This window comes from Pseudoalteromonas sp. SMS1 (assembly GCF_021530565.1).
GTDB lineage: Bacteria > Pseudomonadota > Gammaproteobacteria > Enterobacterales > Alteromonadaceae > Pseudoalteromonas.
Map to the genome: position 1 here is coordinate 390,303 of NZ_JAKGBI010000003.1, position 16,006 is coordinate 406,308.

General features: G+C 43.3%; 16 protein-coding genes and 2 tRNA genes. 14 read left to right on the forward strand and 4 right to left on the reverse strand.

Translation table 11 applies throughout. The features are described 5' to 3' along the window. Positions 1-20 precede the first annotated feature (20 nt). The 7 genes from miaA to L1286_RS05475 all read left to right on the forward strand — a co-directional run bounded on the left by miaA (position 21) and on the right by L1286_RS05475 (position 6,951). Positions 21-911 (forward strand): tRNA (adenosine(37)-N6)-dimethylallyltransferase MiaA, encoded by an 891-nt coding sequence (gene miaA, locus L1286_RS05445; RefSeq protein WP_235405935.1) that lies wholly within the window; start codon positions 21-23, stop codon positions 909-911. A 77-nt stretch (positions 912-988) separates the two neighbouring features. Then, the gene (gene hfq / locus L1286_RS05450; protein ID WP_039611821.1) at positions 989-1,252 is read left to right on the forward strand and encodes an RNA chaperone Hfq; all 264 of its coding nucleotides are present in this window, start codon (positions 989-991) and stop codon (positions 1,250-1,252) included. 21 nt (positions 1,253-1,273) lie between these two features. Then, entirely contained in the window at positions 1,274-2,563 is a 1,290-nt protein-coding gene (gene hflX, locus L1286_RS05455; protein ID WP_235405888.1) for a ribosome rescue GTPase HflX, read from the forward strand. Positions 2,564-2,654: 91 nt separating this feature from the next. After that, on the forward strand, positions 2,655-3,818 hold the full coding sequence (gene hflK / locus L1286_RS05460; RefSeq protein WP_235405889.1) for an FtsH protease activity modulator HflK: 1,164 nt from the start codon (positions 2,655-2,657) through the stop codon (positions 3,816-3,818). Between the two features lie 5 nt (positions 3,819-3,823). Continuing rightward, entirely contained in the window at positions 3,824-4,702 is an 879-nt protein-coding gene (hflC, locus tag L1286_RS05465; RefSeq protein WP_235405890.1) for a protease modulator HflC, read from the forward strand. Positions 4,703-4,880: 178 nt separating this feature from the next. Beyond that, complete coding sequence (locus tag L1286_RS05470) at positions 4,881-6,197, forward strand: adenylosuccinate synthase (RefSeq protein ID WP_046357992.1); 1,317 nt, start codon at positions 4,881-4,883, stop codon at positions 6,195-6,197. 181 nt (positions 6,198-6,378) lie between these two features. Continuing rightward, positions 6,379-6,951, forward strand: coding sequence for a tetratricopeptide repeat protein (locus L1286_RS05475; RefSeq protein WP_235405936.1), 573 nt, complete (start codon positions 6,379-6,381; stop codon positions 6,949-6,951). 2 nt (positions 6,952-6,953) lie between these two features. Here the strand turns inward: L1286_RS05475 and L1286_RS05480 are convergent, their stop codons facing one another. After that, complete coding sequence (locus L1286_RS05480) at positions 6,954-8,807, reverse strand: cation:proton antiporter (RefSeq protein ID WP_235405891.1); 1,854 nt, start codon at positions 8,805-8,807, stop codon at positions 6,954-6,956. Between the two features lie 258 nt (positions 8,808-9,065). On the opposite strand from L1286_RS05480, the gene L1286_RS05485 reads away from it, so the two are divergent. After that, positions 9,066-10,313, forward strand: coding sequence for a glutamate-5-semialdehyde dehydrogenase (locus L1286_RS05485; protein ID WP_235405892.1), 1,248 nt, complete (start codon positions 9,066-9,068; stop codon positions 10,311-10,313). Between the two features lie 9 nt (positions 10,314-10,322). Here the strand turns inward: L1286_RS05485 and L1286_RS05490 are convergent. Both L1286_RS05490 and L1286_RS05495 read right to left on the reverse strand, forming a co-directional pair. Next, a tRNA-Ala gene (locus L1286_RS05490) sits at positions 10,323-10,398 on the reverse strand. Positions 10,399-10,427: 29 nt separating this feature from the next. Then, positions 10,428-10,503: transfer RNA gene (locus tag L1286_RS05495), tRNA-Ala, on the reverse strand. Positions 10,504-10,631: 128 nt separating this feature from the next. Between L1286_RS05495 and L1286_RS05500 the strand changes: the two genes are divergently transcribed. Then, a complete protein-coding gene (locus L1286_RS05500) occupies positions 10,632-11,018 on the forward strand; it encodes a hypothetical protein (RefSeq protein WP_235405893.1) in 387 nt (128 codons plus the stop codon). Beyond that, positions 11,015-11,518 carry a prolyl-tRNA synthetase associated domain-containing protein gene (locus tag L1286_RS05505; protein WP_235405894.1) on the forward strand — a complete coding sequence of 168 codons (504 nt, stop codon included), beginning with the start codon at positions 11,015-11,017 and terminating at the stop codon, positions 11,516-11,518. Before L1286_RS05500 ends, L1286_RS05505 begins: the two co-directional genes overlap by 4 nt. Here the strand turns inward: L1286_RS05505 and L1286_RS05510 are convergent. Further along, positions 11,485-12,633 (reverse strand): MFS transporter, encoded by a 1,149-nt coding sequence (locus L1286_RS05510; RefSeq protein WP_235405895.1) that lies wholly within the window; start codon positions 12,631-12,633, stop codon positions 11,485-11,487. The genes L1286_RS05505 and L1286_RS05510 overlap by 34 nt on opposite strands. Positions 12,634-12,885: 252 nt before the next feature. Here L1286_RS05510 and L1286_RS05515 point away from each other — a divergent pair, with 252 nt between their 5' ends. The 4 genes from L1286_RS05515 (at position 12,886) to L1286_RS05530 (ending at position 15,972) form a co-directional block, all read left to right on the forward strand. Next, positions 12,886-13,425, forward strand: coding sequence for a DUF2058 domain-containing protein (locus L1286_RS05515; RefSeq protein ID WP_235405896.1), 540 nt, complete (start codon positions 12,886-12,888; stop codon positions 13,423-13,425). Positions 13,426-13,543: 118 nt separating this feature from the next. Then, the gene (locus L1286_RS05520; RefSeq protein ID WP_235405897.1) at positions 13,544-13,867 is read left to right on the forward strand and encodes a c-type cytochrome; all 324 of its coding nucleotides are present in this window, start codon (positions 13,544-13,546) and stop codon (positions 13,865-13,867) included. Between the two features lie 153 nt (positions 13,868-14,020). Next, complete coding sequence (locus L1286_RS05525) at positions 14,021-14,788, forward strand: class II aldolase/adducin family protein (protein ID WP_235405898.1); 768 nt, start codon at positions 14,021-14,023, stop codon at positions 14,786-14,788. Positions 14,789-14,796: 8 nt separating this feature from the next. Next, on the forward strand, positions 14,797-15,972 hold the full coding sequence (locus tag L1286_RS05530) for a mandelate racemase/muconate lactonizing enzyme family protein (protein WP_235405899.1): 1,176 nt from the start codon (positions 14,797-14,799) through the stop codon (positions 15,970-15,972). Positions 15,973-16,006: the final 34 nt, after the last annotated feature.

Here is a 16,006-nt window from a genome sequence, read left to right on the forward strand (position 1 = left end):
ATAAACCCGTTATCACTTTAATGGGCCCTACCGCAGCTGGCAAAACTGCGTTGGCCATTGACCTGTGTAAACATCTAGACACTGAGATTATCAGTGTTGATTCGGCGCTTGTATACAAAGGAATGGATATAGGTACGGCAAAGCCTGATCAAAACGAACTGGCGCAAGCGCCTCATCGTTTAATTGATTTGATTGACCCACAAGACAGTTATTCGGTAGCTGATTTTCGCAGAGATGCGATTACGTGTATTGATAAACTTCATGAGCAGGGTAAGGTACCTGTGCTTGTGGGGGGCACAATGATGTATTTTAAAGGCTTAATTGATGGTTTGTCACCATTGCCAGAAGCCTCTGCGTCGGTCCGTGCGGAGCTTGAAATAGAAGCTTCGGAAAAAGGCTGGCCAGTATTGCATGCAGAGTTAATGCAGGTTGACCCCCAAGCTGCCAGAAAAATTAGTGAGAATGACTCACAAAGGATTAATCGGGCTTTGGAGGTGTTCCGTATAACAGGTAAGCCGATGTCAGTATTGCAAAAGGAGAAACAACCTACTTTGCCATACGACTTCCATCAATTTGCTATCGCACCGAGTGATCGTAAAGTGCTGCATGAGCGAATTGAGGAAAGATTTAAAATAATGCTAGAACAAGGGTTTAAAAACGAAGTTTTGGCCTTATATAATCGAAAGGATTTGCACCCTGATTTGCCTTCTATCCGATGTGTTGGATACAGGCAAATGTGGGAACATTTAGCCGGTGAATATGACTATGATGAAATGGTTTTCAGAGGTATCGCCGCAACCAGACAACTAGCAAAGCGGCAATTGACTTGGCTTCGGAGTTGGCCTGAGGTAACTTGGTTAGAAACCGGAGAGCAAGAAAACTTGCAACGAATTTTAAGTTCGCTAAGCTAATAGTAGTTGAACCAATATTTTGTTGATATTTATTCAACTAACTCAACATAATAACACCTAGAACGAAGGATAAGAAAATGGCAAAAGGCCAATCGTTACAAGACCCATTTTTGAATGTCTTGCGTCGTGAGCGCATTCCAGTTTCAATTTTTTTAGTTAACGGCATCAAATTACAAGGTAAAATTCAGTCTTTTGACCAATTCGTAATTTTACTAGAAAATACTGTGAATCAAATGGTATATAAACATGCTATCTCAACTGTTGTTCCTGCAAGGGCCGTCAATTTCCAAAACACACAAGGAAATGAAGGCGCAGAACAAAACGAAGATGGTAATTTTTAATAGATATTAGGAGCATGTTGCTTGTTTGACCGTTATGAAGCCGGCGAACAGGCAGTCTTAGTGCATATAGAGTTTCCAAATGAAGGCGATCGTGAAGATCTGCAAGAATTGGAAATGCTAGTATCTTCTGCTGGTGTTAGTAGTTTGGCGGTTGTGCAAGGCAGCCGTCAGGCACCTCACCCCAAACTGTTTGTCGGAACGGGTAAAGCGGAAGAAATTGCCGAGATTGTCAGAACTTATAAAGCAGACGTCATTATATTTAATCACCAACTCAGTCCTTCTCAAGAACGTAACCTAGAGCATGTCTGCCGTTGTCGTGTTTTGGACAGAACGACACTTATCTTAGATATATTTGCGCAGCGAGCTCGAACGCATGAAGGTAAGTTACAAGTTGAGCTAGCGCAATTGCGGCATATTTCAACTCGGTTAATCAGAGGTTGGACCCACCTTGAAAGACAAAAAGGGGGGATTGGACTTAGGGGACCCGGTGAGACTCAGCTAGAGACGGATCGTCGTTTACTGAGAGAAAGAATCAAGAGTATTCGTAAGCGTTTAGACAAAGTGGCTGTTGTCCGAGAGCAGGGGCGTCGAGCGAGAAGCCGTAATGAAATTCCAACCGTGTCATTGGTGGGGTACACCAATGCTGGTAAGTCAACTCTGTTCAATCGTATAACTAATTCTGAGGTTTATGCTGCTGACCAATTGTTTGCAACACTGGACCCAACCTTAAGAAAGCTCGAAATCGATGATGTCGGAGCGGTCATACTTGCCGATACAGTAGGGTTTATTAGGCATTTACCTCATGATCTTGTGGCTGCGTTTAAGGCTACATTGACTGAAACCAGAGAAGCCGATTTGCAACTTCATGTCGTTGATGTTGCTGATCAGAGAAGAAAAGAGAACATAGAACAGGTACAATCAGTTCTTGAAGAGATTGAAGCGGACGAAATCCCGCAATTGTTAGTGTATAACAAGATTGATTTAGTCGAAGAGATCCAGCCCAAAATTGATAGAGATGATGAGGGAATGCCAATTAGGGTATGGCTTTCTGCTCAGGCAAATGAAGGGATTGAGTTGTTGTCCCAAGCAATCTCTGAACTGCTTGCTAAAAAAATGTTTAGCAACAGATTGGTCCTGCCGCCAGCTTTTGGAAAATTACGGGGGGCGCTTTTCAATCTGAATGCCGTTAATCATGAAAGCTATGATGAGCAAGGCAATTGGTTGCTCGATGTGCGTTTGCCACAAGCGGATTGGGAACGCCTCAAAAAAGAGCAAGGACCAGAAATTGAGCAGTTTATCGCTCAAAATTGAAAAAGTTACTAATTCATCCTAATTCTCTATTAGAATGGGATGAATTTTGATAGATTAAATTTAATTCATTTTATAACAATGGAGTATAGCTATGGCCTGGAACGAACCGGGTAATAATGGCAATGATAACGACCCGTGGAAAAATCGCGGCGGTCGAGATCAAGGGCCACCTGATCTGGACGAGGTATTCCGTAAGTTCAACAATAAGTTTGGCGGTTTATTTGGTGGTAAACCAGGTAATAACAAAGGCGGGCTTGGCGGTGCGGGTGCTACCTTTATTTTCATCATCGCACTTATCGTATGGGCATTAAGCGGTATTTACACTGTAAAAGAAGCCGAGCGTGGTATTGTGCTTCAGTTTGGTAAGTTTGACCGAATTGCTGAGCCAGGTTTACGTTGGAAAATGACATTCGTTGAGCGTGTTATTCCGATTGATATTGAGGCCGTTCGTTCGTTATCTGCCTCTGGTTTTATGCTGACAGAAGACGAAAACGTGGTAAGTGTCGAGTTTGAAGTACAGTATCGTGTTGTAGACCCTACTTTGTACCGTTTCAGCGTAACCGATGCTGATCACAGCTTACAGCAGGCTTTAGATAGTGCACTGCGTTATGTTGTTGGTCATTCACGTATGGACCAAGTACTGACTACGGGCCGTGAGCAAGTACGTCGACGTACTTGGGATGAGCTGAGTAAAATCATTGAGCCTTATAATCTCGGTTTGATCGTCACTGACGTGAACTTTAAAGATTCTAGACCGCCTGCGGAAGTAAAAGATGCGTTTGATGATGCAATCGCTGCGCAAGAAGATGAAGAGCGTTTCATTCGTGAAGCAGAAGCATATGCAAGAGAAATAGAACCTCGTGCACGTGGTCAAGTTACGCGTATGACACAAGAAGCTGAAGCGTACAAAGAACGCGTCATGTTAGAGGCACAGGGTGAAGTTGCTAGATTCGAAAAGCTATTACCAGAGTATGCAGCTGCAAAAGAAGTGACACGTGAGCGTCTGTATATTGAGACAATGGAAGAGATCTTAGGTCGTAGCTCTAAGGTCATTGTTGATGTCAAAGGTGGCAATAACATGATGTATTTACCACTAGATAAGATCATGCAGCAATCTCAGTCGTCTTCAACAGTTACTCTGCCAAGCAGAAATGACATTAATCAATTGCGTCAGTCGTTAGGCCAGTCACGAAATAGTACCGTGAACAGTGGTAATGACCGGTTTTCGCAAGATCGTTTTAACAGTGGGAGATAATATTGATGAGAAACTTTAGCTTTGTCTTATTGATACTAGGTGGCCTACTGGCTTTTTCTTCGGTATTTGTGGTAACCGAAGGTCAAAGAGCAATTGTTATGTTATTCAGTAAAGTGCAAAAAGACAGCCAGGACGACGCTGTTGTTTATGAGCCAGGTTTGCATTTTAAGGTACCATTTTTCAGCCAAGTTCGTCACCTTGACGCGCGTATACAGACGCTAGACGGTGCACCAGACCGTTTCGTAACAAGTGAGAAAAAAGACCTTATCGTTGACTCATTTGTCAAGTGGCGTGTTAGTGACTTTTCGAAATTCTACCTTCGTGCTCGTGGTAACAAGCAGTATGCTGAAACACTGCTTCAGCAAAAAGTGAATAACGGCTTGAGAACAAACTTTGGTTCGAGAACCATCAAAGAAATTGTGTCAGGTGAACGTAGCGAGCTGATGTTAGAAGCGTTGGCACAAGCTTCAGAAAGCGCGCAAGAGCTGGGTATTGAAGTGTTGGACGTACGTGTTAAGCAAATCAACCTACCCAACGAAGTAAGTAACTCGATTTTCGATCGTATGCGTGCTGAACGGACTGCTGTGGCGAAAGAGCACCGCTCAGAAGGTCAAGAAAAGGCAGAAACTATTCGCGCAGAAGTTGACCGTCGTGTGACGGTTATGCTGGCAGATGCAGAGCGAAATGCGAGAACAGTTCGAGGTGAAGGTGATGCAGAAGCTGCGAAGATCTTCGCTTTAGCGTATAACAAAGATCCTGAGTTCTTTGGTTTTATTCGTTCATTAGATGCGTATAAAAAGACCTTCACGAGCAAGAGTGATGTGATGGTGCTTTCACCAGACAGTGAGTTCTTTGACTATATGAAGCAAAAGCAAGTTCCGTAACTGAATTTGCAACAGATTATTGCTTTAAAAGCCCATCATTTGATGGGCTTTTTTGTATTTAATTCAACCGCTTTTGTGAGATATCAAATTGACTGAAGAAAAATCATCCGAAACAGGGTGATTTTCACCTCGCTTTTCTGGTAAAATCTGCGCCTAATTTTTTCTAAGTGATATTGCAATGGGTAAAAACGTCGTTGTATTAGGCACCCAATGGGGTGACGAAGGTAAAGGTAAGGTTGTAGACCTACTAACGGATAAGGCTTCTTTAGTTGTACGCTATCAAGGCGGACACAACGCAGGCCATACTTTGGTAATTAATGGTGAGAAAACAGTATTACACCTAATTCCATCAGGTATTTTACGTGATAACGTAAAGTGTGTGATTGGTAACGGCGTAGTATTAGCACCTGATGCGTTAATGAGAGAAGTTAAAATGCTTGAAGAGCGCGGCGTACCTGTACGTGATCGTCTTCTTATCAGTGAAGCATGTCCTCTAATTCTTCCTTACCATGTTGCGCTAGACCAAGCGCGCGAACTTGCGCGTGGCAATAAAGCAATCGGTACAACTGGTCGTGGTATCGGTCCAGCCTACGAAGATAAAGTTGCGCGCCGTGGCCTTCGTGTTGGCGACTTATTCAACCCAGAGCAATTCGCTGCAAAGCTTAAAGAAGTTATTGAGTACCACAACTTCTCTCTTGAGCACTATTACAAAGTTGAACCTGTTGATTTCCAGAAGACGTACGATGATGCGATGGAAATTGCAGAGATCCTTAAGTCAATGGTTGTTGATGTTACTGAGTTGCTTGACCAGACTCGCGAAAAGGGTGACAACATTCTTTTCGAAGGTGCACAAGGTACACTGCTTGATATCGACCATGGTACATACCCGTATGTTACATCTTCGAACACAACGGCAGGTGGTGTAGCAACAGGTGCTGGTTTTGGCCCATTAAACCTTGATTACGTACTTGGTATTGTAAAAGCGTATACGACGCGCGTGGGTTCAGGTCCATTCCCAACAGAACTATATGACGGTCTAGACAAACAAGATCCAGTAGGTAAACACCTTGGCGAGAAAGGCCATGAGTTTGGTGCAACGACAGGTCGTTTACGCCGTACAGGTTGGTTCGATGCTGTAGCAATGCGTCGTGCAGTACAAATCAATAGCATCACAGGTTTCTGTCTAACTAAATTAGACGTGCTAGATGGTATTGAAACTATCAAGATCTGTACTGGGTATCAGTTAGAAGATGGTACAGTGACAAACGTAACACCGCTCGCTGCTGAAGGTTACGAAAAAGTAACGCCTGTATATGAAGAAATGCCAGGCTGGAGCGAAAATACGTTTGGTGCAACTTCTGTTGAACAATTACCAGAAGCTGCAATTAACTACATCAAACGCTTAGAAGAAATTACCGGTGTGCCAATCGATATTATTTCAACTGGCCCTGACCGCGTAGAAACGATGATTGTTCGCAACCCATTCGGCGAATAATTAATAAAAAGCTGCTTCGGCAGCTTTTTTTATGCCCTCAATAATGAATAGGCTATATTTTGTAGGCTACATTAACTTGGTACAATTTTTGTATCTTAATTACAGGTTCAATAGTGTTTGCCAAAGTATGATGATGACAAAACTACGAAGTATCTTAATTATCGTTGGCGCGGCTTGCTCAATGGGTGTCGTGGCGAACGAACAAATTGAAGCTGTGCCACTTTACACACAGGATGAGTTGATCACGCTCATAAACAAGAACGCTCACCTTGAACGTGTAAAAGATGATGACTGCCAGCTAGTACAAGATATTGAAGCTCGAGCAGAAATAATGGGGCTTCCGTCTTACCAGTTTCTGTATGGTGACATGCTAGCTTATGCGGTGTGTGTTGAACAAGATGTGGAGTTGGGCTTGTATTATATGCGCCAAGCTGCACAGCAAGGTCTAGCCGCAGCATTAGAACAACTTGGGCGCTATTATGATGTTGGCCAACTTGTTCAAGCAGACAAGAAAATGGCAATTGTTTACCTCAGAGAAGCTGCGGCACTTGGCAATTTAAATGCTCAACTTCGCCTTGTTGACTTGTTTAATAAAGGTTTTGGCAGTCCCCGAGATTATGAAGATGCCTATCGATGGCTATTTCACGCGGTTGTGGCTGATAAGGACGTGCACAAAAAAATTGAAATGTCTTTGTCGTCACTGGCGGAGAAAATGCCCGCCAGTGTGATCAAACGAGCCAGATTACCGAATTAAGGCTAGCTACTCAGCTTTTCACCAATGGATGTCTCCTTCGTGGCGGGATCTTTTAAAATAGACATTTTCGGTGGTTGTAATGCCAATATTTTGTCGCCTTGTTCAGGCTGCTTTTTATCTTCCGATGTAAAAGGTCTGATTGACAGTGGTTCGTCTTTTTTCTGTTCGGAGATAATAAACAAAGGAATCGCCTCTTTATTTATCTCCAAATATTGCGCCCAATTAAACTCTTCCGACAGCTTAGTTGCACTAACTTTACCACCCTTTGCCATTAAGCTACTTAGCTTTGCGTAGTTACCCGTTTCACCGAAGAGAATTTGGCGAGACAAAAAGGTGGCGCTATCTTTATTGGCTTTCGCATGATTGGTGGAAGATTTAAGTGAATACACACTATCCTCATCCAGTAAGTGAGAAAAGTACTGCACACCCAAAGCATTGTGGTGCCTATTGGGGGATAATGCTAGCACGGAGCGCAAACTTGTCAGCGGTAAATAACGTTCTGCATGCTCTGATTGGGGGTTACCATAATAACAGGGGAGCCCGTCCATTCTCGCCATTTTGCAGTTTTCCCATGCGGGGTCTGACAAGTACACATCTATATTTTGTTCTTTGAGGCCACATGCAATGGCACGTGCGACATGATTGGCACCAATAATCAGCAGCGTACTCGGGCAGGGTTGACGGACACCGAGCAATCTTGCTAAAGGTGTCGCTGTTAGGCTTTGAAGAATGACTGTCACGATGATGACCGTGAATATCAGGGGAACTATTTTTTGCGCATCGGGGGTACCCGATTGCGCCATACTTAATGCAAACACGGAACCGACCGCAGCTGCAACGATACCGCGCGGGGCTATCCACGCCAGCATTAGCCGGGATTTTAACGGTATGTCGCTATTAAATGTCGACACAGCAATGCTAAGTGGCCTTGCAACAAATAAAACGACTGCTAAAAACCAAAATATACCGCTGTCCAGCATTAATAACTCTTCAACCTTGAGTCGCGCAGCAAGCAGAATAAATAGGCTTGAAATCAAAATCATCGACAGGTCTTCTTTGAATTCAAGAACGGCATCAATTTCTAAGTCATCTTGATTTGCGAGCCAAATACCAAATACCGTAACTGCGAGCAATCCAGACTCATGGCTTAGATGATTGGATAAAGTAAAGCTCATTAAAACTAGTGCGAGAATGCCAAACTTATGTAATTCAAAAGGAAGCCATTCCTTACGTATGATATAACTGGTAAACCACCCCGAAACGAGACCTACACTCAAACCAACCCCAAGCGTGGATAATAATGCAGTGAGTGTGTGACTGAATACGCCGTCTTTGTCGACTAAGCTAACAGCCTCAAATACCAACACGGCGAACAAGGCGCCAATGGGATCGATGACAATCCCTTCCCACCGTAAAATACGATCAATGTCTTTGGTTGGGCGCATAGCGTTGAGCATGGGGGCTATGACCGTCGGGCCTGTGACAACGAGCACAGCCCCCAACACGGCAGCGACGCGCCAATCTAGCTCCAAAATATAAATTGCACAGGCCGTAATAATGACAAAGGTCGTGAGCATACCAACAGAGCATAAATTTCGGACAACTTTTCCGATACCTTTTAGCTCTCTGAAGTGCAGTGTTAGCGACCCTTCAAACAATATAATAGCAACAGACAAAGAAACGACTGGGAAGAGTAAATCACCCAGTAACTTATCTGGGTCCAATACCCCAGTTACCGGGCCTAGCATCAAGCCCGTTAGTAATAAAAACAAAATAGCAGGTACCCGCACAACCCAAGCGAGCCATTGAGCAATCACAGAGCACACGGCAATGGCCGCGATAAAAATAGCTGACATAAACTCTCCAGCTTAGTTAGCGTATTGAATATTAGTATAGTGGTAGCCTCGTTATATCATAGTAAATAAGTCAAAAAAGAGAATAAACGCTTAAAAAATAGATAAATTTCACGAGATAAAAGGCATTCGTCGAAATAAAAAATGGGGCAATAAAAGAGCAATATTCACTTTACCCACACGAAGGTTCTTGCTTATTATCAGAGGCGGTGATTAGAACATCACTGCTTGAGATCAGCAATTTGGGAATGAGAGGAAAAAATGAGTTTAATCGAGGAGCTTGCCAAAAATGCATCTAAAGCTGCAAAGCAGCTCGCAATTTTGAGCACAGAGCAAAAAAATACTGTACTTGTGGAATTGGCTTCAGCTTTAAGAGCGCAGTCTGAGGTTATTTTACAGGCAAATCAGCTAGACCTTGATGCTGCAAAGCAAAATCAGCTGGGTGCGGCGATGGTAGATAGGTTGACATTGACCGCACAGCGCATTGATGAAATGGCGGGGGGTGTAGAGAAAATAGCAGAGTTGCCGGATCCTGTTGGTAGCACGAGAACGCTTGGACGACAGCCTAGCGGCATTATGGTGAAAAAAATGCGTGTTCCATTGGGGGTGGTTTGCATGATTTACGAGGCCCGTCCAAATGTAACTGCGGATGCTGGGGCACTGTGTTTTAAATCGGGTAACGGGGTTATTCTGCGTGGTGGAAAGGAGGCACTTAACAGTGCTCTAGCGATCGCCAAAGTCATGCATCAAGTCTTGAATCAGTTTGGCTTACCTGAAGCGCTCATTACTGTGGTGCCAGATCCAGATCGCGCATTGCTTTTGGAGCTGATGCAGCAGAAGGATGATATTGACTTGATCATTCCACGCGGCGGCGAGGGGTTAATCGAGTTTGTTACAAAAAACAGTGCAATCCCAGTGATCCAACACTTTAAGGGCGTGTGCCACCTTTATGTAGATAGCGAAGCCGACTTAGATATCGCCATGCAACTGTTACTCAATGGTAAAACGCAGCGAACAGGGGTGTGCAACGCATTGGAATGTTTGGTTGTCCATCAAGATATTGCAGAAATATTTTTGCCACACGTTAATAAAGCGCTCATGCAAGCGCAAGTTAATATCAATGCTTGCCATCGGGCCGCACATTATTTTGATACTGCCAATGTGCTGTCTGAAAATGAATTTGGTGAAGAGTACTTGCGTTTGGAAATTGCTGTGCGTGTCGTAGACGACTTTACCGGTGCACTGGCGCATATCGATCGGTTTGGTAGTCATCATACAGAAGTAATATGTACTAAAAATGCAGATACAGCAGCACTATTTCAGCAGTGTGTAGATGCATCCGTCGTCATGGCGAACGCGTCTTCTAGATTTAGCGATGGCGGACAACTTGGCTTAGGTGCGGAGATCGGCATTGCAACGACAAAACTACATGCATATGGGCCTATGGGGCTTGAATCATTAACAACTGAAAAATATTTGGTTGAAGGTGAAGGGCAAATACGAACTTAAAAGTAGAAGTGGTGGAGCTAAGCAGGATCGAACTGCTGACCTCCTGCGTGCAAGGCAGGCGCTCTCCCAGCTGAGCTATAGCCCCACTTTACTTGGGAATATCGCAAAAGAAGTTGGTGGAGCTAAGCAGGATCGAACTGCTGACCTCCTGCGTGCAAGGCAGGCGCTCTCCCAGCTGAGCTATAGCCCCAACATGTCTTTTGGACGAGGCGCAATTTAAATATTTTTTGATGCCACGTCAAGTTTTTTTGCTAAAAAATTTCCTTACAAGCGGTTTACGCTTTGATACACTGAAGAAAATTGATTGTTGGTTACATTATGAAGCGCGCATTACTAATGCTTTTATCTGTGAGTTTAGTTGCTTGCAGTTCTGTGCCTGACCCGGCATTTGAAATTGAAAAGAAAACCTTACACAAAAGAAAAAATGACAAAGGCGAATCTGAGTTCGCATTCATTGTTACTGTTAAGGCAACACCCAGAATGGAGCTTGCTAAAAACAAACCGGTTTCCAAAAAAGAATTAAAACAATTTGCACAGTTTAAGCGCGTCGAAGAATCGCCTGAACTGAAACTGGCATTAGAAGAAACGGCGGTAGAGCTTTTAGAAGACGCTTTGAATAAAGAATCTTATTGCCAAACGGGTTATAACATCGACAATGTATATTGGCGCCAGCGCAGTGTGCAATTGCGTGGGCACTGTTTATGATATTTCCAAGTGCGATTGATATCGCACCAGTTTTACAGGCGCTGGGGATCTCATATTTAAGTTATGAGCACCCACCCTTGGCAAATTGCGATGTAGCCAAAAGCATTGGGTTACAACGAGAGGGGGTGGCACTTAAGAACCTTTTTTTGAGAGACAACTATGGAAAGCGCCACTTTCTTGTTATTACGTTGGCTGAGAAGCAATTAGATTTAAAAATGCTTTCCAAGCAACAAGCTGTATCACGGCTTGGTTTTTGCTCTACGGAGCGGCTCGCAAAGTATTTAAAAGTCAGGCCAGGGTGTGTTTCTGCGCTTGCAATTTGTAATGATGAATCGCAGCAAGTTGAATTGTGGCTAGATGAGGTGCTTAAAGACGCGTCATTATGGCAATGTCACCCCTTTGAAAATGACAAAACTTGGGTACTGACACTCAAGGATTTGCAAAAGCTCTGGTCTCAAACCGGCCATCAACCGTGTTGGGTTTCCTTGCCTACACGATAGTTTAGCCACGTAAGGTAAGTCCCTAGTAAACAAACCAGCAGCAAACTGAATAAGAACATTTCAAGGCCTCGTGTTTGATAAATTAACCCCGGTAAGAATGAACCAAGTGCGCCTCCACTATAGTAAAAAGACACATACGCGCCATTAGTAATACTTGCATGTGCGGTACTAATTTCGTTTGCTAATGGTGCTGCGCTTGCGTGTATGATGAACATACAGGCACAAAATAGTGTAAAAAGCACTACAAACAGGCTCAAGTCTTGAAGTTGCATGGCACCGATTACGGTGCAATATATTGCAAATACGATTGTGAGAACTTGCCAGTTATTTTTGTGCAGTTTCGTTAAATAGGGAGCGCACATTGAGATTAAAGCACCGATTAGATAACCACTGTAAACCCAGCCGATGAGTGTTGGATCTGTTAAATTGTACTCATTACTTAATATGAAAGGTAAATAGTTCAGCAGCGCAGAGAAACAGAAGAACATACAAAATACGGCGCAATAAAGGCGCAGCAAAGGCATATGTTTAAGCGGCTTCAGATATTCATGAGGTGAAGAGATCCGTGGAGGTGCAGTGTGGTGATTGTTAGGAAGCTGAATACGCAGTGCAAATAAAAGTAAAAGTAAAGCGTTAAACCAATAGAAACTTTCCCAGTTCCACCATGTTGCAAAGTTTGCAGCCAGTACTCGACCGAAAAACCCCCCGATAATTGTGCTGCCTACATACCAAGTCATATTTTTTCTTAGGCACTGTCCTTGCCAATTTTGACCGATATAGCTGGTCATTGCAGTTAATGCGGCAGGAAGGATGAGGCCCTCAATAAACCGTAACAATAAGAAGAGCTCAAAATGTTGTTGAAGGGGGATAAGTGCACAGCAAAGTGACAATAATATCATGGCTACTTTGAGCAGTTTGAGTTTTGAGTAGGTGGCCAGCACTAGCCCATAGCAAAGTGGTGCAATCGCCAACGGCAGCATGGTCACGGACATTAACAGCCCTGTTTTAGCAGGTGTGGTTGCATATTGCTGAGCAAATTGTGCAAGCAGCGGCTGAGGTGCGTACAACACAAAAAATATGACCACTGAACAGAGCATTAGATGAAATATCGACATTTTTATTCTATTGATAAATAACCAAGCTAATTATCTACTTTTGACGCAAGAAAACCTCATTAATGTAATAAAAACTTGTTGTGCATCATAATTTTTTTTACTCAGTTTGATAGATTTTGCTTTGTCACACGATAAATAGAACATTGCGTGCATCACCCTGTGTTTAAACTTGCGTTAGACATGACGAAACTATTTAGATTTACTGAGTTTGGTATTAAAATAGCAGCAAGTTTAGATTGATGGAGTGGCACGATGGGTTCTCTACAGGATCAGCTTTTAAAAGCAGGCTTGACGACCGAGCACAAAATGAAAGTCGCTAAAACGGAAAAGCGCAAGCAGAAGAAGAAAAAGAAGAAGGGCGCTACGAGCGACCAAACTGATCTGCAAAAGCATATTGAGCAAACCAAGCTTGCTCAGCAACAAAAAGCGGAAGCGATAAATAAAGCGAAGCAAGATGATTTAAAAGAGCGTGAGCAAGTTGCACGGGTAAGACAGATTTTAGAGCATCATAACCAAGAAGAAATAAAGGGTGATAGAACATTTAACTTCACTTATGACAGCAAGATAAAAGAGCTGGATGTAAACGAACAAACCCAACAAGCATTGTCCAAAGGTCGCCTAGCTATTTGTGTGCTGGAAGGACAGTTTTATGTTTTAGAGGATGAACCTGCGAGAAAAATTGCTGAAGTAGATGAAAAATACATTGTGTTCCATGTTGAAGACAGTAATAGTGACGTGGATGAAGATGACCCGTATGCAGGGTACGAAGTCCCGGATGATTTGACTTGGTAATTTAATCAGCTTGTTTCTTTTATTGGCTAGGTTCGCTTTTAAATAAAGGTAAGTAATTGTGTAGACCAGCTTTAGGTCGACTACACTGGATAAATAACCGTCAAATAAGAGAAACGATATGACTAAATTAAAGCAACTCGTAATCGCGTCCGGCATCGCAACTGTCTCTTTACTTTCAGGCACGGCTTCGGCTGCCGATGGTAAAGCTCTGTACACTGCAAAGCTTTGCCAAACATGCCATGGCGCTGAAGGAAAAGCACCAATAATGCCTTTGTATCCGAAAATAAATGGTCAGAGTAAAGAATATGCGTTGGCACAAATGAAGGACATTAAGTCCGGTAAGCGCAGTAATGGTATGTCCGCAGCGATGAAAGCGATGGTTGCAAATGTTTCTGACGCTGAGCTTGAGGCGATAGCTACTTACCTTGCAACGGTAAAATAGTGTGCCCACTTAGAAAGACAAAGCCACCGTTTAAGGTGGCTTTTTAGTTACTAATTAAATTACCCAGAGGTGACTCTGTGTATTGAACTATTTTTTTATGTGATTTAGACTTCTATACATCTAAAATCACCATGGCGGATTGAAGGAGCCACAATGTTTGAACTACCTGAATTAAGCTTAAAAGGTAAAGTAAGCGAAGAAGAATGGCAGCTGCGAGTAGATTTAGCGGCATGCTATCGCTTGGTTGAGCATTTTCGTTGGGGTGACTTAATTTACACGCATATGTCTGCAAGGCTGCCAGGTACTGAACATTATCTAGTGAATGCATTTGGGTTGAGCTTTGATGAGGTAACGGCATCAAACTTAGTTAAAGTAGATTTGCAAGGCAATATTCTGGACGATACCCCGTTTGAGATAAACCCGGCTGGTTTTACTATTCACAGTGCAATTCATGAAGTTCGCGAAGATGCGCATTGTGTTATTCATTTACATACAAAGGAAACGATCGCAGTGGCGAGCCTTGAAGGGGGGTTACAACCTTTGAGTCAGCATAGTATGTTTTCTCTACCTTCTCTGTCTTATCATAGCTATGAAGGGTTGGCAGTAAATGAAGCAGAAAAAGCAAGGTTACAAGCTGATTTGGGTGACACCAATCATATGCTGTTGGTAAACCATGGTGGATTAACGGTCGGACCGACGGTCGGAGATGCATTTATGCGCTTTTATGATTTGCAAAGAGCGTGTGAGATCCAAGTTGCTATTTTGGCAACAGGTCAGCCTGCAATACCGGTTCCGCAACCGATTCAAGACAATATTTATAATCAAGCTAAGGTTGTACACAGTGGCAGTACTGGTGGTCAATTGGCTTGGCCTGCAATGCTCAGAAAAGCACACCGCTTAGATCCTGGCTTTGCTCAATAGGAGTAAAAATGAAAGTAAATCGCGTCGAAGTATTTGATATTCATTGTCCAGATAGACCTGCTTGGACCCCCGTATTTGTGCGTATTCATACCGATGAAGGTATTTCAGGCGTGGGTGAAGCAGGACTTGCTTACGATTTAGGTCACAGCGCTGCTGCGAGTATGATAAAAGAAATGGCAGAAGCATTTCTAATTGGCCATGATCCATTCCAAACTGAGTTATTATGGTCTCGTATGCTACGTGAGAGCTTCTGGGGACTTGGTGGTGGACCTGTGGTATATGCGGCGATGAGTGCCATTGATACCGCGCTTTGGGACATCAAGGGTAAAGCGCTTAACCTGCCGGTTTACCAATTACTAGGCGGGAAAGTAAACCCAGAATTACGCACTTATGCTTCTCAACTACAGTTTGATTGGGACAGCGAGTTTAAAGCGTTGGTGCAGCCTCATGAATATGCTGAAGCAGCCCACAAAGCGTTAGCCGAAGGGTATGATGCGGTAAAAGTGGATCCGATTATGTATGACAAAGCGGGCAACACTTACTACGACCGCACAAAAATCATTTCTCGAGCAGAAATGAAGTTATATCGTGCGCGTATGAAGGCGATTCGAGAAGCCGTGGGGGATGAAGTGGACATTATCTTTGAATGTCACAGTCTACCCGGCGCAACTTCTGCGATTCAACTTGCAGACATTGCAGAAGAGTTCGACTGCATGTACTACGAAGAGCCTGTTAATTATCTTAACCACTCGCTGCACGCTAAAGTGGCAAACAAAACGGCGGTGCCAATTGCCGGTGGTGAGCGTTTATACAATCGTTGGGATGTGCGTCCGTATTTTGAAGACCAAAGTATCGATGTCTTACAACCGGATATTGGGTTATGTGGTGGTTTCACTGAAACTAAAAAGGTATGTGACTACGCAGATATCTTTGATATCAGAATACAAGCCCATGTGTGTGGTGGACCTGTAGCAACGGCTGCATCATTGCATTTAGAAACGGCTATTCCGAACTTTTTGATCCATGAACATCACACGTATGCTATTAAAAAGTGGAACAGAGAATTGTGCCTACAAGATCCTCAACCAAAAAACGGCATATTCACAGTATCTGAAGAGCCGGGCATTGGTATTGAATTGAATGATGAAGTAGTCATGCGTTCACAGCGTGTTGAAATCAAGTAACTTGTTACTACCAATAAAAAACCCAGACTGTGTC